Source organism: Streptomyces sp. NPDC087906 (assembly GCF_055584925.1).
On the sequence record NZ_JBVJLC010000009.1, the window covers coordinates 86885 to 104517 of the forward strand.

Annotated in this window: 19 protein-coding genes; 10 read left to right on the forward strand and 9 right to left on the reverse strand. The window is 72.0% G+C overall.

Annotated features, from left to right (window positions below; translation table 11 throughout):
• The first annotated feature begins 59 nt into the window (after nucleotides 1-59).
• Nucleotides 60-866 (forward strand): DUF899 family protein, encoded by an 807-nt coding sequence (locus ACZ63I_RS24880; RefSeq protein ID WP_469341206.1) that lies wholly within the window; start codon nucleotides 60-62, stop codon nucleotides 864-866.
• Between the two features lie 26 nt (nucleotides 867-892).
• Here ACZ63I_RS24880 and ACZ63I_RS24885 read toward each other — a convergent pair whose 3' ends face one another.
• From ACZ63I_RS24885 to ACZ63I_RS24895, 3 genes are read right to left on the reverse strand one after another with little or no spacing between them, the layout of a single operon-like run.
• Nucleotides 893-1324, reverse strand: coding sequence for an STAS domain-containing protein (locus ACZ63I_RS24885; protein WP_469341207.1), 432 nt, complete (start codon nucleotides 1322-1324; stop codon nucleotides 893-895).
• Nucleotides 1321-2424, reverse strand: a complete 1104-nt coding sequence (locus tag ACZ63I_RS24890) for a cobalamin B12-binding domain-containing protein (protein ID WP_469341208.1) — start codon at nucleotides 2422-2424, stop codon at nucleotides 1321-1323. The genes ACZ63I_RS24885 and ACZ63I_RS24890 overlap by 4 nt, the downstream gene beginning before the upstream one ends.
• Nucleotides 2421-4145, reverse strand: a complete 1725-nt coding sequence (locus tag ACZ63I_RS24895) for a PP2C family protein-serine/threonine phosphatase (protein ID WP_469341209.1) — start codon at nucleotides 4143-4145, stop codon at nucleotides 2421-2423. Before ACZ63I_RS24895 ends, ACZ63I_RS24890 begins: the two co-directional genes overlap by 4 nt.
• 384 nt (nucleotides 4146-4529) lie before the next feature.
• Between ACZ63I_RS24895 and ACZ63I_RS24900 the strand changes: the two genes are divergently transcribed.
• Nucleotides 4530-5927 (forward strand): MFS transporter, encoded by a 1398-nt coding sequence (locus ACZ63I_RS24900; protein WP_469341210.1) that lies wholly within the window; start codon nucleotides 4530-4532, stop codon nucleotides 5925-5927.
• On the opposite strand, the gene ACZ63I_RS24905 is transcribed toward ACZ63I_RS24900, so the two are convergent.
• Nucleotides 5908-6621: an MBL fold metallo-hydrolase gene (locus ACZ63I_RS24905; protein ID WP_469341211.1), complete on the reverse strand. Its 714-nt coding sequence runs from the start codon at nucleotides 6619-6621 to the stop codon at nucleotides 5908-5910. The genes ACZ63I_RS24900 and ACZ63I_RS24905 overlap by 20 nt on opposite strands.
• Nucleotides 6622-6737: 116 nt before the next feature.
• Here ACZ63I_RS24905 and ACZ63I_RS24910 point away from each other — a divergent pair, with 116 nt between their 5' ends.
• Nucleotides 6738-7268, forward strand: a complete 531-nt coding sequence (locus ACZ63I_RS24910; RefSeq protein WP_469341212.1) for a TetR/AcrR family transcriptional regulator — start codon at nucleotides 6738-6740, stop codon at nucleotides 7266-7268.
• Nucleotides 7269-7295: 27 nt separating this feature from the next.
• Here ACZ63I_RS24910 and ACZ63I_RS24915 read toward each other — a convergent pair whose 3' ends face one another.
• A complete protein-coding gene (locus ACZ63I_RS24915; protein WP_469341213.1) occupies nucleotides 7296-8087 on the reverse strand; it encodes an SAM-dependent methyltransferase in 792 nt (263 codons plus the stop codon).
• A gap of 133 nt (nucleotides 8088-8220) precedes the next feature.
• On the opposite strand from ACZ63I_RS24915, the gene ACZ63I_RS24920 reads away from it, so the two are divergent.
• Nucleotides 8221-8811, forward strand: a complete 591-nt coding sequence (locus tag ACZ63I_RS24920; RefSeq protein WP_469341214.1) for a mismatch-specific DNA-glycosylase — start codon at nucleotides 8221-8223, stop codon at nucleotides 8809-8811.
• Between the two features lie 47 nt (nucleotides 8812-8858).
• On the opposite strand, the gene ACZ63I_RS24925 is transcribed toward ACZ63I_RS24920, so the two are convergent.
• Nucleotides 8859-9260: an ATP-binding protein gene (locus ACZ63I_RS24925; protein ID WP_469341215.1), complete on the reverse strand. Its 402-nt coding sequence runs from the start codon at nucleotides 9258-9260 to the stop codon at nucleotides 8859-8861.
• A 536-nt stretch (nucleotides 9261-9796) separates the two neighbouring features.
• Here ACZ63I_RS24925 and ACZ63I_RS24930 point away from each other — a divergent pair.
• From ACZ63I_RS24930 to ACZ63I_RS24940, 3 genes are read left to right on the forward strand one after another with little or no spacing between them, the layout of a single operon-like run.
• Nucleotides 9797-10816 carry a hypothetical protein gene (locus tag ACZ63I_RS24930; protein WP_469341216.1) on the forward strand — a complete coding sequence of 340 codons (1020 nt, stop codon included), beginning with the start codon at nucleotides 9797-9799 and terminating at the stop codon, nucleotides 10814-10816.
• Nucleotides 10817-10848: 32 nt separating this feature from the next.
• Entirely contained in the window at nucleotides 10849-11784 is a 936-nt protein-coding gene (locus ACZ63I_RS24935; RefSeq protein WP_469341217.1) for a DUF4397 domain-containing protein, read from the forward strand.
• A gap of 5 nt (nucleotides 11785-11789) precedes the next feature.
• On the forward strand, nucleotides 11790-12521 hold the full coding sequence (locus ACZ63I_RS24940) for a class F sortase (RefSeq protein ID WP_469341218.1): 732 nt from the start codon (nucleotides 11790-11792) through the stop codon (nucleotides 12519-12521).
• Here the strand turns inward: ACZ63I_RS24940 and ACZ63I_RS24945 are convergent.
• Nucleotides 12518-13120 carry a TetR/AcrR family transcriptional regulator gene (locus ACZ63I_RS24945; protein WP_469341219.1) on the reverse strand — a complete coding sequence of 201 codons (603 nt, stop codon included), beginning with the start codon at nucleotides 13118-13120 and terminating at the stop codon, nucleotides 12518-12520. The two genes, ACZ63I_RS24940 and ACZ63I_RS24945, sit on opposite strands and share 4 nt — an antisense overlap.
• Nucleotides 13121-13250: 130 nt before the next feature.
• Nucleotides 13251-14519, reverse strand: a complete 1269-nt coding sequence (locus ACZ63I_RS24950; RefSeq protein ID WP_469341220.1) for an aspartate aminotransferase type Ic — start codon at nucleotides 14517-14519, stop codon at nucleotides 13251-13253.
• A gap of 164 nt (nucleotides 14520-14683) precedes the next feature.
• On the opposite strand from ACZ63I_RS24950, the gene ACZ63I_RS24955 reads away from it, so the two are divergent.
• Entirely contained in the window at nucleotides 14684-15550 is an 867-nt protein-coding gene (locus tag ACZ63I_RS24955; RefSeq protein ID WP_469341221.1) for a GNAT family N-acetyltransferase, read from the forward strand.
• An 84-nt stretch (nucleotides 15551-15634) separates the two neighbouring features.
• Here the strand turns inward: ACZ63I_RS24955 and ACZ63I_RS24960 are convergent, their stop codons facing one another.
• Nucleotides 15635-16243: a TIGR03086 family metal-binding protein gene (locus ACZ63I_RS24960; protein WP_469341222.1), complete on the reverse strand. Its 609-nt coding sequence runs from the start codon at nucleotides 16241-16243 to the stop codon at nucleotides 15635-15637.
• Between the two features lie 77 nt (nucleotides 16244-16320).
• On the opposite strand from ACZ63I_RS24960, the gene ACZ63I_RS24965 reads away from it, so the two are divergent.
• Together ACZ63I_RS24965 and ACZ63I_RS24970 are read left to right on the forward strand one after the other, a co-directional pair.
• Nucleotides 16321-16734 (forward strand): MarR family winged helix-turn-helix transcriptional regulator, encoded by a 414-nt coding sequence (locus ACZ63I_RS24965; RefSeq protein WP_469341223.1) that lies wholly within the window; start codon nucleotides 16321-16323, stop codon nucleotides 16732-16734.
• Between the two features lie 145 nt (nucleotides 16735-16879).
• Entirely contained in the window at nucleotides 16880-17203 is a 324-nt protein-coding gene (locus tag ACZ63I_RS24970) for a nuclear transport factor 2 family protein (protein WP_469341224.1), read from the forward strand.
• The last annotated feature ends 430 nt before the right edge of the window (nucleotides 17204-17633 follow it).

The window sequence follows — 17633 nt, forward strand, 5'->3', positions numbered from 1 at the left end:
GGGTGAGCGTCGTAGTACGCCGTACGACGCCGCCCGGTACGAGACGCCACGGAGGCACCATGACCACCACGCCGAACGATCCGACCAGCGCGCCGAACGACCAGACCAGCACACCGGCCGCCGCCCGTCCGCCCGTCGTCGACCTGGCCACCTGGCAGGCCGCCCGCGACGAGCTGCTGGTCCGCGAGAAGGCCCACACCCGGGAGGGGGACGCCATCGCCGCTGCCAGGCGGCGGCTGCCGATGGTGGAGTTCGACGGGAAGGCCGAGGTCGTCGGGGCCGAGGGCGCCGTCCCGTTCCTGGACCTCTTCCAGGGCCGCGACGAGCTGGTCGTCTACAAGCACATGTGGCACGACGGCGCGCCGCACCAGGGGCAGTGCGAGGGCTGCACCACCTCGGCCTGGCACCTGTGGGACGCCACGTACCTCAACGCCGGCGGCGTCTCGTACGCCGTCCTGACCACGGGCCGCTGGGACGAGGTCGCCCCCTACGTCGCGTTCATGGGCTACACCCAGCCCTGGTACTCGGTGCGCGACGCGGACGCGCCGATCGGCGACAGCATGGGCTCCCTCACCAGCTACCTGCGCGACGGCGACCGGGTCTTCCTGACGTACGCCACAACGGGCCGCGGCGTCGAGCGGGTCAACGGCTCCATCGGGCTGTTCGACATGACGCCCTACGGCCGCCGCGAGGCGTGGGAGGACACCCCCGAAGGCTGGCCCGAGGGCCGCGACGCGTGCTGGTCCTGGCGCGCGGACGCGGACGGCACCCCCACCTGGGGGCCGACCAGCCGCCCCGTACCGCAGTGGACCCGTCCGGGCGCCACCCCGGTGGAAACCCTCGGCCGGCAGGGCCACCACCACTGACGCCTTCCGGATGTGGCTTGACCAGTTCAGGCGCCGTGGTCCGGGCCCGGGATGCGGGCCGAGAGCGCCTGCTCCTGGCCGCCGGAGGATTCTTCGGCTTCCGCGAAGGTGTCGTCCGCGTCGGCGGGTGCCGCCGTCAGGTGGTCGAGGGTGCCGGTGATCGACAGCAGCCGGTTCAGGCCCGGTGAGCGGTCGTCCAGGTGGAGGCGTACGTTCGCGTCGTCGGCGCGGCGGCGGATCATCAGCAGCGTCGCCAGGCCCATGGAGTCGGTGGTGCCGAGACCCGCGCAGTGCAGGTGCAGGTCGCGCAGGTGCGGGTTGTCCATGAGTTTGCCGGTGACGGCCGTCAGGAGCTGGTCGGCGTTGTCGAAGTCCAGGTCGCCGTGCAGCTCTATGCGGACCGTCGTCTCGGTGTCGACGGCCGTCAGGCGCAGGTGGCTGGGGGGCAATGTGGTCATGCGGTGCTCCCGGCGGTGATGAGGGAGGACAAGGTCAGGCGCTCGGCGCCGAGTTGGACGATCCTTGTCGCGCGAGGGAAGTCCTTCAGCTCGGCGGCCAGGAAGCGCAGTGCGGGGGGCAGACTGTGGGCGGGCACGTCGCGGGCGGTGAGGATCGCGGCGGTCCAGGTGAGGAAGTCGGTGAAGAGGTCGGCGTCGCCCGTGTAGAGGGCGACGCCGAGGAACTCCACGATGTGCGCGAGGTCTTCGGCGGTGTGTTCACGCTGCGGTTCGCTGTAGTCGCGCATGGCGGGGAAGGCCGTCTCCAGCTTGCTGAAGACCGCGCGCACCAGGGCCCGGCCGCTGCGGGCGACCATGGTGTACTCCTGGTCGGCCAGATGGGGCAGGTCGTCGATGGCCTGGTGGTGGGGGTGCGGGCGCGACAGCGGGGTGCGGACGAGGAGGTCGGCGGCGGCGCGGGCGTCGGGAGCCCAGGCGTCGGCGCCGAGGAGGCGGGCGTAGCGGCCGTCCGTACCGAAGGCGGCTCCGCCGACGAGGACCGGCACCCCCACCGCCTGGCAGGCGGTGATCGCCGCGTGTGCGCCGGGCAGCCGGGTGGCGACCGAGCTGGAAAGCGCGACCGCGTCGCAGTTCGCGCGGTGCAGATGCGTGATGAGATGGGGCGTGGGCACCTGGGCGCCGAGGTAGTCGACCTGCCAGCCGCGCAGCTTCAGCACCTCGGCCAGGATCCGGGCGGGCAGGGCGTGCCATTCGCCATCGACGCAGGCGACCGTGATCCTGCCCGGCCGCTCAACGGCCTTACAGGCCAGGGGATGCAGCGAAAGCGCCGCCACGGCCCGGTCGTTGATGGCCGTGGCAGCGTGCTCCTGCGCGACACTCAGCCGGTTGGCCGCCCACTCCTCGCCGACCCTGCCCTGCACGGGCGCGATCAAGTCGAGCAACACGCCTTCCGGGTCCAGGGTCTGCTCCAGCGCGTGCACCACCACAGCCGTCGCGGTGTACTCGTCGGCGCGTGCGACGGCCTGCCACAGCTCGTCCGCCCACCGCCCGGCCCCGTGCGGGGCCGAGGCGGCGGGGAAAGCTGAGGTGCTCGGGCTCACGCGGTGTACCTGCCCCGAGTGCGGCCGTTCACCGCACTGAGGTGGTGGGTACGCGGAGCGGAGATCACCACGACGGCCATGTCGTCGTGGCGGCCGTCGCCGACCCACTCGGAGGCGAGCATCTGCACCCGCTCCACGATCCCTTCCGCCGGCATGCCGGCGCACTCCGACAGCGTGCGGCGCAACCGCTTCTCGCCGAACAGGGTTTCGCCCAGCGGGCCGCCGCGCGCCTCCGTGATCCCGTCCGTGTACAGCACGCACGTCTCGCCCGGTGCGAGGGTGAGCGCCGTGGTGTGCGAGCGGGCGTCGGGGATCGCGCCGACCAGCGTGCCGTGCGTGTCGGCCTCCTCGACCTCACCGCCGGCCCGCAGGATCAGCGGGGCGAGATGGCCGGCGCTGGTCAGCCGCAACCGCACCTCGTGCCCCTGGCGGAGCGCCGAAGCCAGGACCAGCGTCGCGAACCGGGTGTGGTGGGAGTTCAGCAGCGCCGTGTTGAGCAGGCTGAGCATCTGCTGGTGGTCGTCGGCCATGGGCAGCAAGGCGTGCAGGGTGTTGCGGATCTTGCCCGTCAGCACGGCTGCTTCCAGCCCCTTGCCGCAGACATCTCCGAGCACGGCCAGCGACGCCTCACCCTCCGTGGCCGACGGGTGTACGTCGTAGAAGTCCCCGCCGATCCGCTCGTGGTCCCCGGACGGCCGGTAGCCACCGGCGAAGTCGACCCCGCCGACCTGGTGCAGGGCGGGCGGCAGCAGTTCGCGCATCAGGACTTCCGAGATCGCCGACTGCTCCGCGTACAGCCGCGCCGCCGACATCGCGGCGCCCGCACGCGCGGCGAACAGCCGGGCGAAGACTTCCTCGCGCTCCGTGAACGCGGGCGTGTCCGGACGTCTCAGCAGGACCAGGGCCCCGGCCGGCATCCCGTGGCCGGGCAGCGGGGTGATCACGATCGAGCCGACCGTGCCGAACCCCTCGGGCACCAGCCACTTCGGCGCGAGGACAGGGTCCAGCCAGCGCGACGGCACCGGCGGGAAGCCCTGCAACGCCTCGCTGAGGCCCGGCACTTCGTCCGGATCCACGGTCGGGTGGGACAGGGAAGGGGTGCCGTCGCGCAGACAGGTCACCACCGGCAGCCGGCCGCCTCGCGGGGTGGCGATGACCAGCGCCGCGTCGGCGAGATGGGCTGCCGCCATCTGCGCTGTCACGTCCATGCAGCGTTCCAGGTTGAGAGAGGAGAGCAACAAGTTGGAGGAGCGGGCGAGAAGTTCGGTGTGTGAGCGCTCCATGCGCAGCGCTTCGCGCGCCAGCCGCTGATCCGTGTCCTCGACCAGCCACCATGCCACGGTGCGCTCGCCCGGGGCCGCTTGGGCCGCCAGGGACGCCGGGCCTGTCTGGACGGTCGGATGGGCCTCGAAACTGCGCTCGCCCACAGTGCCCCGGACAACGTCCGTTGTCGGGGTTTCCTGGGATGTGCCCAGGGATGTGCCCAGGGATGCGTCCGGGAGAGACGGCTGGAACGTCTCGTGCGCCAAGGACAGCCAGTCCGGCGCCACATCGTCCAGCGCGGCGCCCGCTCGGGCCCGCGGCAGAAGCGCACCCGCCGCTTCGTTCACAAAGACAAGAGTCCCGCGGGTGTCAGCCACCAGCACCGGGTACGGGGCACCGCGCCACGACACGCTCGTCGATGAGCCCGCATCCGATTCCGTCCGGGTTGAAATCACCATGCGTTGAGGACCCGCTGTGCGAATCCCTCACCTCCCCGATCCGAAGAACCTTGCCTCCCAGCAACGATCTCTCAAGCGCTGTCGGTATCGCAACCACGCTGGTTCCCCGAACGCGGCGGATCAGTCCTCCACCGTTCCTGCCCTGGCCTTCCGGGTTCCGGTGCCGGAGCCGGCGATCCGGTGCGGCGGGCTTTCCCGGTGCGGGTGAAACGTGTTCGGACCCGACCGAACAAAGCGGGAGCCGCCCCACTCACGCCTCCCAGCACAACGAACGGTTGTGGCTGCTCGGTTGGTCGGTTGTTTGATCTGGCCGTCTTCCTCGCGTTTTGATGCCGGTGGTCAGCGGACGGCTGTTCGTGCAGGTCGGGGAGGGGTGCGTGCGGAATGGCGGCGACGGTGGGCGGGCAGGCGCTGGGGCGGCGGTTCGGCTGGCTGTGGGCGGCGTTCGCGGTCAGTTCGTACGGCACGGGGTTCGGGTTCGGCGCGTTCCCGCTGATCGCCGTCGTCGTGCTGCACTCGGGGCCGACGCAGGTGGCGGCGCTGGCCGCCGCGGGGCGTGCGGTGGGGGCCGTGGTCGCCGTGCCGCTCGGCCCGTGGGTCGAGTTCCGCCGTAAACGGCCGGTCATGATCGCGATGGACCTGACCCGGTTCGCCGCGATGATCAGCATCCCCGCCGCCTACGCGATCGGCCGGCTCAGCTTCGGCCAGCTCCTTGTCGTCGCCGTGCTCGTCGCGGCCGCCGACATCGCCTTCAAGTCGGCAAGCGGGCCGTATCTGAAGGCGCTCGTGCCGCCGGAGCACCTGCTCGTCGCCAACGGCCGCTTCGAGTCGACGACATGGTCGGCGACGGTGGTCGGACCGCCGCTCGGGGGCGCCGCCATCGGGCTGTTCGGGCCGGTGACGACGGTGCTGGCCGACGCCGTCAGCTATCTGCTCTCGGCGCTCGGCATCCGCGCCATCGGCGGCGGCGAACCGTACCCCGCGCGGAAAGGTACGGCGGCGCGGATGCGGGCCGGCGATCTGCTCGACGGGTGGCGCTCCATCCTCACCCATCGCGTACTGCGCCCGTTCTTCCTCAACTCGATCCTGGTCAACGGCCTGATCATGGCCTCCGAGCCGCTGCTCGCCGTACTCCTGCTGGGCCGGCTCGGGTTCACGCCGTGGCAGTACGGTCTCGCGTTCGCCGCCCCCTGCGTCGGCGGGCTCGTCGGCTCCCGCGTCGCACACCGGCTGGTTGCGCGGTTCGGGCGGCGCACGGTGCTGCTCGTCTCCGGTACGGCGCGCGCCTGCTGGCCCGTCGGTCTCGCGTTCGTCCAGCCGGGGCTCCCCGGCATCGTCCTCGTCATCGTGGTCCAGCTCGGCCTGGTGACCTGCATCGGAGTCTTCAACCCCGTGCTGGCCACCTACCGGCTCGACCACACCGCGCACGGCCGGGCCGCCCGCACCCTGTCCGCCTGGTCGGTCAGCAGCAGCCTCTCTATCGCGGCCCTGACCGCCGTATGGGGTCTGTTGGCCGCAATCACCGGCCCCCGTACGGCGATCGCACTCGCCGGGGTGCTGCTGCTCGCCACCCCGCTGCTGCTGCCGCGCCGCGAGGAGGCACTGCGGGACGCGGAAGCGGATACGGGCGCGGAGGCGGATACGGGCGCGGAGGCGGATACGGGCGCGGAGGCGGATACGAGCGCGGAAGCGGGTACGACGGCGGAAGCGGGTACGACGGCGGACACAGGTACGGCGGCGGACACGAGCGCGGATTCGCCTCTTACGCGTCGGCCCGCCTGACCGCTTCCGCCACCTCGGCGGGCGACGCGTGCGAGGGCGCGCCGTGGCCGGGCAGCACCCAGGACGCCGGCAGTTGGGCGAGCCGGTCGAGCGACGCGCGCGACGCGGCCGGATCGTCGGTGAAGGGGGCGGGCTGCGGGCCCGTACGTCCCGTCAGCACGTGCCGCGTCGTCAGCGCGTCCCCCACGAACACGGCGTCGGCGACCGGCACATGCACGGCGACGCTGCCCGGCGAGTGCCCCGGCATCCCGACGATGACCGGGCTGCCCGGCAGGTCCAGTACGTCGCCGTCGGCGACCTCGACCACCTCGCTGACGTAGGCGGTGCGCAGACCGTTCTTGCGCAGGGTGTACGAGAAGAAGCCGAGCGTGGCACCGGCCTTCATCGTGCCGAGCGGCGTCTTGGGCTTCTCGCCCGTGCGCGCCCGGTCGGCGTCGGCGGCGTGCACGTAGACCGGTACGCCGTGTTCGCGGCGCAGCCGTTCGGCGAAGCCGATGTGGTCGGAGTCCCCGTGCGTCAGCACGAGGCCCCGGATGTCGTCGGCGGTCTTGCCCAGCGAGCGCAACTCGCTCTGCAGGTCGTGCCAGTGGCCGGGGAGGCCCGCATCGACGAGCGTGATGCCGTCGTCGGTGTCGATCAGATAGCACGACACGACATCGTTGCCGAGGCGGTGGAGGTGCGGAGCGAGCTTCATGACTGGCCTTTCGGGGACTGCTGGATCGCCGGTCGAGAATTACGGTCGGCTACGATGGCTACGATACATAGCCTTGATGGCTATGAGCAATAGCTTTCGCTGTGGAAGGGTGATCAATGCCGACTCCTGAGAAGACCTCGCGGAGCGCGATCGTGGCGGCGGGCCGGGACATCCTGGAGTCGGCCGGTCAGGACGGGCTGACGATGCAGAGCGTCGCCAAGCGCGTCGGGGTCCGCGCCCCGTCCCTCTACAAGCACGTACGCGACCGCGCGGCGCTGCTCGTCGCCGTCGGCGAGGCCACGATCGACGAGCTGATGGTCCGGATCGAGGTGACCGACGGCTCGCTCGAAGAGGTGGTGCGCACGTACCGCGGGTTCGCCAAGGAGCGTCCCGAGGCCTTTCGGCTGACGATGGGTTCCACGCTCACGCCGAAGGAGGCCCTGGAGCGGGCGGCGGCCCCGATTCTGCACGCGTCCCGGCAACTCGCGGGGGAGAGGAACGCACTTGACGCCGCGCGGCTGGTGACCGCCTGGGCCACCGGCTTCATCCAGATGGAGCTGGCCGGCGCCTTCCGGCTCGGCGGAGACGTCGAGCAGGCGTTCGAGTACGGCCTCGTCCGGATGCGCCGCGCGCTCACGGACGACTGACGGTGACCGGCGCCGGGCGGCGCGACGTCAGTTGGGGACGTGGGCGACGCCGACGTAGAAGCCGTCCACGCCGCTGCCCTCCTCCGGTGCCGGCGTGTCCTTGTACCAGCGGCGAGGCGTGACGATGCCCGGCTCGACCAGGTCAAGTCCCTCGAAGAAGCGGGCGACTTCCGCGTACGTGCGCGGCCGGAGCCCGATCCCGCTCGACCGGTACTCCTCGACCTTGTTCTGCTCCTTCGGCAGGGCGTCGGCCGTGAAGTGCGACAGGATGAGGTAACTGCCCGGCGCGAGCGCGCCGACGAGGGTGCGGACGATCCCGTACGCGTCGTCCTCGTCCGGTACGAAGTGCATGAGCGCGACGAGCGACAGCGCGACGGGCCGGTCGAAGTCCAGTACGGTGCGGGCGCGTTCGAGGATCTTCCCCGGCTCGCGCGCGTCGGCCTCGGTGTAGTCGGTCGCGCCCTCCGGCGTGCTGACGAGCAGCGCCTCGGCGTGCCGCAGCACGATGGGATCGTTGTCCGTGTAGACGACGCGGGCCTTCGGATTGACGCCCTGGGCGATCTGGTGGAGGTTCGGCTCGGTGGGAATGCCGGTGCCGATGTCGAGGAACTGGTCGATGCCGCCCCGGGCCACCCAGCCGATGGCACGGTGCATGAAGGCCCGGTTCGCCTGCACGCCCTCCCTGGCCGCGTCCGGCATCTGCCGGCCGACCTGCTGGTCCACGGGGTAGTTGTCCTTGCCGCCCAGGAGATAGTCGTACACCCGCGCCGAGTTGGGCTTGCTGGTGTCGACCTGCGGCTTCGGCTTGCCTACCGTCATGGCGGTGCTCCCGGGATGGCTGCTCGGTGGATGTCGGGTCGGCGGTCCTGCCTGCGCCGTCGCCCACGCGCCGCATCCTGCCACAGCGGCTCCCGAGACGCCCCGCGGCTGCCGGGTGCTCTACAGTCCGGCTGTGAAATTCACCCACGCCGAGTTGGCGGCCTTTCGCGGCGGCACGTTGCCCGACCTGCTGGGGCCCGAGGTGCGGCTGCTCTTCGTCGGCATCAACCCGGGGCTGCGGACGGTCGCGGTGCAGGCGCACTTCGGCCGCAGGGGCAACCGCTTCTATCCGGCCCTGTACCGGGCGGGCATCCTGGACCGGGAGATCGACGCGTCCGAGGGGTTCGACCCGGCCGACCGGGCGCATCTGGAGGCGCGCGGTGTCGGGATCACCAGCCTCGTGCCCGGTGCGACGGCCCGTGCCGACGAGCTGTCGCGCGACGAACTGACCGAGGGCGCACGGTCCTTGGCGCTGCGGGTCCCCCGTATCGGCCCCAACGCCGTGGCGATGCTGGGCATCACGGCCTACCGGATCGCCTTCGGCCGCCCGAAGGCCGTCGTGGGCCGCCAGCCGGAGGACATCGGCGGTGCGCACCTGTGGGTCGTCCCGAATCCGAGCGGTCTGAACGCCCACGCCACGGCGGCGGGCCTCGGCGAGGCGTACCGCGAAGTGGCGGTCGCGGCGGGCATCGACGTCTTCGCGCCACCCGTGCCCCCCGCGTAACCCACCCGCTTAACCCGCACCACCCGGGCAGGTGTGCGGAGTTCGCGTCAACGCAGCGGCAGGGCCACGCGGATGGTCTTTCCCGTCGTGGTGACGGTGATGGCGACCGCGTCCGCCAGGCGGCGCACGATGGGCCAGCCGAAGCCGCCCGGGGTGCTGTCGTGGCGCCGTAAGCGGGCGTGCGGGAGCCGAGTGCTGCGGTCGGCGACCGTCACCACGCACGCGTCGTCCAGCACCGCAACGGAGAACCCGGTCAGACCTCCGCCGTGCCTGATGGCGTTCGTCACCAGCTCCGACGTCACCAACAAGGCGTTCTCCAGGCACTCTTCGTCCGTGCGCACTGCCGGGCCGCGCAGGGCGTCATGTACCCGGCGGCGCGCTTCCGCCGGCAGCACCGGCGGGTTTTCCTCGCCTGGCTTTTCCTCGCCCAGGATCTCGGGCGGGATCATTCCTTCGGCCTCCGGCGCTGCTTTCGGGGCAGCACAAACGTACCCCTTCGTCGGACAAGCTGTTTTCGCAGGGGCTGCCCACCGCCTTTCTTTCGGTCTGCCATCGGCTATTCGGTGCCGGGCGCCCGGCGGATGGGTCCCGAATTGCGGATTCCGTCAAGATCACTCTTGACTTCCGCCCCGAGCCGGGGCTTGACTTCGGCCCGGCGCCGGTGTCGCCGGGCGCCCCTACGCCCGGCGGCGCCGGTCCACGCCTTTTTGAACCCCGACCAATCCGCTGCGCGTGCGGCTCCGAATACCTGTTGGCAGCCAGCAGAAGGAGCGCAGATCTGGATCTTGTGAACGGGTGACGAGCACACCGCACTCCCGCCGGAGAATTCCATTCCCGGCCAGGAGTCGATGCGGTGTGTCTTTCGGCGTTTCCTTTTCGGTCCGCCGCTGACTGCTCCTTATGAACATTGAGCGACAAGTATTGCTACACGCGATCGTTTGTGTTGATATGCAGACCCGTCCTGTCCTTTCTTAGCGAATGTGCGATGCCACAGAATCTCTCCGAAGCCCGGCGTCCGCCCGAACCGTCGTGGGCGCGCATCTACTGGAACACCCTCCGGTCCTTCGCGCGCAGGAACTTCGGCCGCCGGCAGCGGCGTTGGCCGTACGTCGCGGCGGCCGTCGTGGTCGTCGCCGCGCTGGTGACCGGATCGGTCCTGCTGGTGGACGGGGAGACGGGGCGGGACCACCCGCAGGACTCCGCCGACGCCAAGAGCGGTCCGGGCAGCGGCCCTTCGCCCGAGGTCCGGATCGAGGCGGCCCGGTGGATTGCCACCCATGTCGGCGCGGGACAGGTGGTGGCCTGCGACGCCGCCGTGTGCGGATCGCTCGCCGCCGTCGGCTTTCCCGTCGCCTCGACCGTCCGCGTCGGCGACAGCGCCGAGGACCTGCAGAGCGCCGATGTGGTGGCCGTGACCTCGACGTTGCGGCGCCGGCTCGGCGCGGGCATCGACAACGTGATCGCGCCGGACGCGCTCGCCGTCTTCGGAACCGGCGACCGGGCCACCGCCCTGTACCCCGTCGCACACGCCGGCCGCACCGCGTACGTCGTACAGGCCTCGGACGAGGCGGCGGCGCGGCGCGCGGCGGGCAAGGCGCTGCTCGGCAACGACCGGCTGACCTTCACGGGGGCCGCCCGCCAACTGCTCGGCGCGGGAAAGGTGGACATGCGCGTGTGCGCGCTGCTCGCCGCACTGGGCGGCCAACACACCGTCACCGTCACGTCGTTCGGCCCTGCCGCGCCCGGCGCCGCGGTGGGCGTACCGCGCAGCGCGCTGGAGATCTCGACCGTCGACCGGGTGTCGGCGGCGGGCCACGCCGCGGCGGCCGTCGTCCTGCGCGAGCTGGTCACCGCCCAACGCGCGCCCTACCTGCCGCTGGAGACCGCCGTACGGGCGGCGCGCGGCCGGGAGCCGGGCGTGCTGAGCCTGCGCTACTCCCAGCCCGCGCCTCTCGATCTGCTCGCCGCGCCCACCGCCGAGTCGGCCGCGTCAGCGGCTTCCTGACCTCCTCCCCGTACCAGAGAAAGGCCCGACGCATGAGATCCACCGCTCCGCCCGCCGCCACCCGCAGGCCCCAGGTCCGTGCGGTCCGGGTGTGCGCTGCCGTGCTGCTGTCCGCCGCCCTCGGCACCGGTGTGCTCGCCGGTCCCGCCGCCGCCTCCGGCAGCGACGCCTGGTCGGGCGGCTGGGTGCGGCTGGCGCACTTCTCGCCCGGCGCGCCGCCCGTCGACGTCTACCTCTACCCGTTCGGCGGCGCCAAGGCCGCGATGGTCCTGCGGAACGTGTCGTACGGTGACGCGTCCCCGTACGAGTCGGTCGCCACCGGCCAGTACACCGTGGCGATGCGCGCGGCGGGCGCCGCCGCCTCGGCCACGCCCGTCATCAGCTCGACCGTCCAGGTCAAGAAGGGCAAGGCGTACACCGTCGCGGGGCTCGGTCCCGGCTCGGCGCTCCAACTGCGCACCCTGCCCGACCAGATATCCGCCGGCGCCGACCGGGCCGGACTGCGCATCATCCAGGCGTCGTTGAACCAGCCGTCGGTCACCGTCAACGTCGCCGGCGGCGACCGCGGCACCCTGCGCTTCCCGACCTCCACGCCGTACGCCTCGGTGCCGGCCGGCGCGACGGCCGTCCAGGTCAGCAGCGGCGGCGCGACCAGCTCGCGGACGCTGGACCTCGCGGGCCGCAGCACCCACACCCTGGTCGTGCTGTCGTCGTCCGGCGCCGCCCCGAAGCTCCTCGACCTGACGGACTCGGACGGCGCCTCCATCGAGCCGCAGGGCGGCGTCGAGGCCGGCTTCGGCGGGCTGAGCGGTACGAAGTCCACCGCGTCCGATGTGCCCACCGCGTCCAACGCGTCCGCCGCTGACGGTGCTTCGTCCGGCGTCGGTGCGACAGCCGGGTGGGCGGCGGCGCTCCTCGCGGGAGTCGCGCTGGCCTTCTTCGGCGTACGACGGCTGCGCAGGTCCTGACACCCGTGGGCCGCCACGCCAGACGCCGCTCTCCGCGCCGCGCCGTGCTCGGTTCGCTCACGCTGCTCGGCGCGGCCTCGGCGGCGGGCGGCGCGGTGGGCCTCGGGCTGCAACTGGCCCACGCGGGGCCCTTCGCCGCCGGAGGGACGGGACTTATCGACCCGGCGAGGACGGCGGCGACGGCGCCCGACACCGAGGCGGCCGGTACGCGGGGCGGTGACCAAGGCCCCAACGTCGCGCACCCGCAGGGCGCGGTCGTCGCGCAACCCTCCATCGCCGCACCGGAGTCAGGCGCACGGCCGACCACGGTCTCCATCCCCGCGCTCCAGGTGCGCAGTTCGCTTCAGACGCTCGGCCTCGGCTCCGGCGGCACGCTCAACTCGCCCACCGATCCCCAGCAGGCGGGCTGGTTCGACGGGGGCGCGCTGCCGGGACAGCCGGGACCCGCCGTGCTGGTCGGCCATGTGGACTCGCTCGACGGCCCCGCCGTCTTCGCCGATCTGTCGCTGCTGCGCCAGGGCGACACCATCACCGTCTCGCTCAGTGACGGCGGTTACGTACGCTTCCAGGTCACGTCGGTCCGGCGGTACGCGAAGGACGCCTTCCCCACGGAGGCCGTGTACGGCGCGCGGCCGGACCCCCAACTGCGGCTGATCACCTGCGGCGGTACGTTCGACGGGAACCGCTACCCGGACAACGTGGTGGTGTTCGCCCGCCTCCAACCGGCTACGCGCTAGCGCGGTAGCCGCAGCCCCGCGATGAGCAGCCCGACCAGCCGCCGTGCGTCGTAGCGCGGATCGCTGTCGGCGCCGACGCAGAGGTTCCCTACGCCGTGCATCAGCTCCAACGGGTCCATGTCGGGGCGGATCTCACCGGCGGCGGCAGCGGCTTCGAGCAGCTCGCCGCAGACCGGTACGAGCCGGTCGCGGAAGTAGCTGAGCAGCGACTGCAGGCCCGCGTCGTCGGACTGGAGCGCGGCGGCGAGGCCGTGCTTGGTGACGAGGAAGTCGACGAAGAGGTCGATCCACTGTGCCAGCGCCGCGTGCGGGGTGGCGCTGCTCGCCAGCAGGGCGGGCCCGGCCTCGGCGCACGCCTCGACCTGGTGCCGGTAGACGGCGATGATCAGGTCCGCCCGGGTCGGGAAGTGGCGGTAGATCGTGCCCGTGCCGACACCGGCCTTGGCCGCGATGTCACGGACCGGCGCTTCCACACCGGCGGTGACGAAGATCGCGGCGGCGGCGTCGAGCAGTGTTTCCTTGTTGCGCCGGGCGTCGGCCCGCTGGGGCCGGGCGGCCGGCCCCGCGCCCGAGCCCCCGGCGGCGTCGCTGTCGCTCACTGGGCCGTCCTCTCTGCGCGTCACTCCGGCACTGGTACACCACGGCGTCCGACGTTCCGTACCGTTATCGGAGCAAGGTTCCGGTTACCCGATGATGCCAGAGCGGCGAGCGGCCGGCCAAGCCCCGCCCCTATCGGGCGCGCTGCTCGTACCCCACGAGCCGGACGCAGACCGTGAGGCCCAGCATCGCCTGTTCCAGCTCGGCGAGGCTCGGGTAGGTGGGCGCCACGCGGATCACCGCGTCGCGCGGGTCGTCACCGTACGGGTGGGTGGCACCGGCCGGGGTCAGGACGATGCCCGCCTCGCCCGCTCGGCGTACGACCTCCTTGGCGCAGCCGTCCGGCACCTCCAGGGTCACGAAGTAACCGCCCTTGGGCGACGTCCACCTCGCGAGTCCCGTCCCGCCGAGTTCCGCTTCCAGGATCCGCGCCACCGTGTCGAACTTCGGCTGCAGCAGCGCGCGTTGGCGCTCCATGTGGGTCCGTACGCCGTCGGCGTCCCGCAGGAACATCACGTGCCGGAGCTGGTTGACCTTGTCGGGTCCTATCGACCGCTTGGCGTTGTTCGCCAGCAGCCACTTCACGTTGGCGGGGGAAGCGCCGAAGAAGGCGACGCCGGCGCCGGCCGTCGTGATCTTCGACGTCGAGCCGAAGACGAACACCCGGTCGGCGTTGCCCGCTTCGGCGCAGGCGCCGAGCAGATCGGCGATCTCGGCGGGCTCGTCGGTGAGATGGTGCGCCGCGTAGGCGTTGTCCCAGAAGATCCGGAAGTCGGGCGCCGCCGTGGTCATCGCCGCGAGCCGCGCCACGGTCGTGTCGCTGTACGAAACGCCGCTCGGGTTGCTGTACTTCGGCACGCACCAGATGCCCTTGACCGCCGGGTCCTCGGCGACCAGCCGCTCCACGGCGTCCATGTCGGGGCCGTCCTCGGTCATCGGCACCGGGATCATGTCGATGCCGAACCGCTCGCACAGCGCGAAGTGCCGGTCGTAGCCGGGCACCGGGCACAGGAACGCGATCCGCTCCTGGTCGACCCAGCGCGACTCGGCGCCCGGCAGCACGCTCAACAGGGCGTGCACCAGGCTGTCGTGCATCAGCTCAAGGCTGGAGTTGCCCGCGGCGAGCAACTGCGCGGCGGGCACCTGGAGCAGCCCGGCGAAGATCTCGCGAAGCTCGGGAAGCCCTTGCAGGCCGCCGTAGTTGCGTACGTCCGTGCCGTCGGCGGCGGTGTGCGGACCGCCGGGCAGGCTCAACAGCGCGTCGGAGAGGTCGAGTTGCTCGGCAGCGGGCTTGCCACGGGTGAGATCGAGCGAGAGCCCGCGGCCCGCGAGGTCCTGGTAGTCCTGGCGGGCCCGGTCGAGGAGCCGCGTCAGGGCGTCTGGGCTCAGCTCGGTGGTCATGGTGTTTCCTCTCGCGGTACTGCTTCGACAGGTGCTGCCGCCGAGAATACAAACCGGCGCGCCCGCTTCCTTTCCGCGGGTCTTCTCCGCAGGTCTTCTCCTCGGGTCTTGTCGGCAGGGTTAATCGGTTGCGGAGCTTCGGGACGGCGTGTCTGATCCCGGCTATGACGATTGCGCTGGGCACACCGACCGCCGACGGGGTACGCGAGGCCATGGCCGCGCTGCGGGAGTGGCAGGACGACGCGGCGCCGATGCAGTTGCACTCCGGGGACATCGGCTGGAACTACCGCTTCGGAACGGCCGAGACGGCCGCGGCGGTCAGGACCTGGCGCCGGGACGGGCGGATTCTCGCGGTCGGGATGCTCGACTCGCCGACACTGGTACGGATGACAGTCGCTCCGGACGCCTTCCAGGACGCGGAGTTGGCGCGGCGGCTCGTCGCGGACCTCTCGCTGCCCGAGCGCGGTGTGCTGCCGGAAGGAGCGGTCTCCGTCGAGGCCCCGCTGGGCCTGCTGCTCCACGACCTGCTGAGCGAGGAGGGCTGGGGCGTCGACACACCGTGGACGCCGCTCTTCCGCGACCTCACCGAGCCGGTGGAGGACCCCGGCGTGCGGATCACGTCGATCGGCCCGGCGCAGGCGCAGGACTTCGCCGACGTCCTGCGGTCGGCGTTCAACACCTCGCGGCCCACGGCCGATTACTGGCACGGGATGTCGGCGGGACCGTTCTACGCCGACGCCCGCTGCCTGGGCGCCTATGACGACCAGGGCAGGGTGGCCGGGGTGGTGACGGTGTGGTCGGCAGGACCGGGGAAGCCGGGGCTGGTCGAGCCGATGGGCGTCCACGAGGACCACCGCGGCCGCGGCTACGGCCGGGCGATCACCGTGGCCGGGGCGGCCGCGCTGCGGGAGATGGGCTCGTCGAGCGTGCGCGTGTGCACGTCGAGTGCCAATGCCGGCGGCGTCGCCACGTACAAGGCGGCCGGGTTCGAGGCGCGGCCCGAGGTGCGGGACCGGATCCGGCCGGCCTGACGCCGGGGCTGCTCGGCGAGGCGGCAGGCGGCAGGCGGCAGGCGGCAGTCCGGGCCGGTCAACAGCGGCTTGGCCCTGTCCGGCCTAGCCGCTGGTCACTTCGGCGCGCCAGGCCGGGTCGCGGCCCAGCAGCGACAGCACGCGGTCCATGGCGGACGCGTCCGCCCCGTACGGCCGTACCGGTGCGAAGGCCGCGCCCGGTCGCAGGCGGTCGGTGCCCGTCGATACCTTCTCCGCGATCGTCAGGGCCGCCTCGACCACGTCGGACTCGTACGACGCCTCGACGCCGAGCGCGGCCGCGACGTCCCAGCCGTGCGCCACGTAGTCGACGAGGTGGAATCCGATCGCGAAGCGGCCGGGGAACGGGCCGCCGTCGCGGACCTCGGGCAGCCAGAAGGGTCGGTCGAGCACGCCGTCGGCCGCGAACGCGGCCGTCACCCGCACGGCCGCCGACCGGTACTCCCAGGAGGGTTCGGCGCCGACGGCCGACGGCGCCCAGTCCGCCCGTTCGGAGACGGCGCCCTCGGCGGCCGCCGCGAACCCGTGGTGCTGGGCGGTCATATGGCCGAGCAGGTCGCGCAGCGTCCAGCCCGCGCACGGTGTCGGCCGGTCCAGCGACGCGCCGTCCACACCGTCGACGATCTCGGCGCTGCGCTCGACCGCGCGGCGGTCCAGCTCGATGAGGTCAGCCATCGGAGCCTCCAAAAAATAGTAAGCGTATATAGATAGTCTATCTCTGCTTATCATCTGTCAAGGGTAGAATTCCGCAGATGGAGCGGCAGGACCTAGGAGCACTCTTCGCGCGGATCACCCGTCGCCTCATCGACGCCGAGAAGCCGCTGCTCGCGGCGCGCGGCCTGGCGATGTGGGACTACATCGTCCTGGCCCAGCTCGCCCGCGGCACCGCACCGACCCAGCTCGCGCTCGCGCAGGCCGTCGACTACGACAAGACGCGGCTGATCAAGCTCCTCGACGAGCTGGAGCGCCGTGGCCTGCTCACCCGTGAGCCCGACCCCGCCGACCGCAGGGCCAGGATCGTACGGCTCACACCGGCCGGCGAGCGGCTGCTGGCCGAGGCGCGGGGGGACATCCGCGTGATGGAGGAAGACCTGCTCGGGCAGCTCGACGGCGCCGAGCGCGACGTGCTGCTCGCGGTCCTGCCGCGACTGGCCGAAAAGGGCTGACGGCGGTCGCGGATCGCGCGGCCGGCTGTCCCACAGGTGGCGGCCGACAACGGGTGCCGCGCCGCGTACCGGTGTAGGGATGAGGGCGTGGTGACCTCGCACCGCACGCACCCCCCCGTACGTCCGCTTCCCGAAGGAGCTCCCCGTGCCCATCTCCGTCGACAAGCTCACCGACCCGGCGGTCCGCGCCTTCGTCGGCGCCCTCAACAAGGGCGATCGCGACGCCTTCCGGCAGGCGCTCGCACCCGGCGCCACCATGTCCGACGACGGCAGCGAGCGCGATCTCGCCGACTGGACCGACCGGGAGATCTTCTCCTCGCGCGGGCGCATGGACGTCGAGTCGCAGGCGGACGGCGGGCGCGCGCTGATCGCGACGTACCGCAACGACACCTACGGCGAGATGCGGACCGCGTGGCGGTTCACGGTCGAGGGCGGCAAGATCGGCCGCTTCGAGACGGGCCAGGCGTGACGGGCCGCGCCCGACCGTCGTACCTGACCCCTCTCGCCTGACCGTCCGCGAACGCCGTTCCCCGCGGGGCGGGCCCATGATCCGGGCCCGCCCCGCGGTGCGTCGCGATACGCGCGTACGAGCGGGGTTCTGACGGCTGGTCATTTCCGCCTGCTCCGGAGAGCGCTCTCCGGCGGCCCCGCGACGATCCTCGCAACCTCCCGGAAGCAAGTTCCGGCACGAGTCTTGACGTGCAGTGAGCCGAGGGTGAGCATCTTGAGCGTCGGAGAGCGCTCTCCCACTTCCGTCCTCGCTGTGACGGAATCCCCCTCCCAGGAGGACCGACATGCTCGTCGCATCCCGTGGCACCCCCGCCCGGCACAGACCCTCGCTCGTCCGCTTCAAGGCCGTCGCCGCACTCTGCGCCGCCGCGCTGATCGGCGCGCTGCTG

Excerpts from the sequence above, each read along its gene's own strand:
- ACZ63I_RS24880 (WP_469341206.1), top strand. The coding sequence starts at position 60 with ATGACCACCACGCCGAACGATCCGACCAGCGCGCCGAACGACCAGACC.
- ACZ63I_RS24885 (WP_469341207.1), bottom strand. The coding sequence starts at position 1,324 with ATGACCACATTGCCCCCCAGCCACCTGCGCCTGACGGCCGTCGACACC.
- ACZ63I_RS24895 (WP_469341209.1), bottom strand. The coding sequence starts at position 4,145 with ATGGTGATTTCAACCCGGACGGAATCGGATGCGGGCTCATCGACGAGC.
- ACZ63I_RS24900 (WP_469341210.1), top strand. The coding sequence starts at position 4,530 with ATGGCGGCGACGGTGGGCGGGCAGGCGCTGGGGCGGCGGTTCGGCTGG.
- ACZ63I_RS24905 (WP_469341211.1), bottom strand. The coding sequence starts at position 6,621 with ATGAAGCTCGCTCCGCACCTCCACCGCCTCGGCAACGATGTCGTGTCG.
- ACZ63I_RS24910 (WP_469341212.1), top strand. The coding sequence starts at position 6,738 with ATGCCGACTCCTGAGAAGACCTCGCGGAGCGCGATCGTGGCGGCGGGC.
- ACZ63I_RS24915 (WP_469341213.1), bottom strand. The coding sequence starts at position 8,087 with ATGACGGTAGGCAAGCCGAAGCCGCAGGTCGACACCAGCAAGCCCAAC.
- ACZ63I_RS24925 (WP_469341215.1), bottom strand. The coding sequence starts at position 9,260 with ATGATCCCGCCCGAGATCCTGGGCGAGGAAAAGCCAGGCGAGGAAAAC.
- ACZ63I_RS24930 (WP_469341216.1), top strand. The coding sequence starts at position 9,797 with ATGCCACAGAATCTCTCCGAAGCCCGGCGTCCGCCCGAACCGTCGTGG.
- ACZ63I_RS24935 (WP_469341217.1), top strand. The coding sequence starts at position 10,849 with ATGAGATCCACCGCTCCGCCCGCCGCCACCCGCAGGCCCCAGGTCCGT.
- ACZ63I_RS24950 (WP_469341220.1), bottom strand. The coding sequence starts at position 14,519 with ATGACCACCGAGCTGAGCCCAGACGCCCTGACGCGGCTCCTCGACCGG.
- ACZ63I_RS24955 (WP_469341221.1), top strand. The coding sequence starts at position 14,684 with ATGACGATTGCGCTGGGCACACCGACCGCCGACGGGGTACGCGAGGCC.
- ACZ63I_RS24960 (WP_469341222.1), bottom strand. The coding sequence starts at position 16,243 with ATGGCTGACCTCATCGAGCTGGACCGCCGCGCGGTCGAGCGCAGCGCC.
- ACZ63I_RS24965 (WP_469341223.1), top strand. The coding sequence starts at position 16,321 with ATGGAGCGGCAGGACCTAGGAGCACTCTTCGCGCGGATCACCCGTCGC.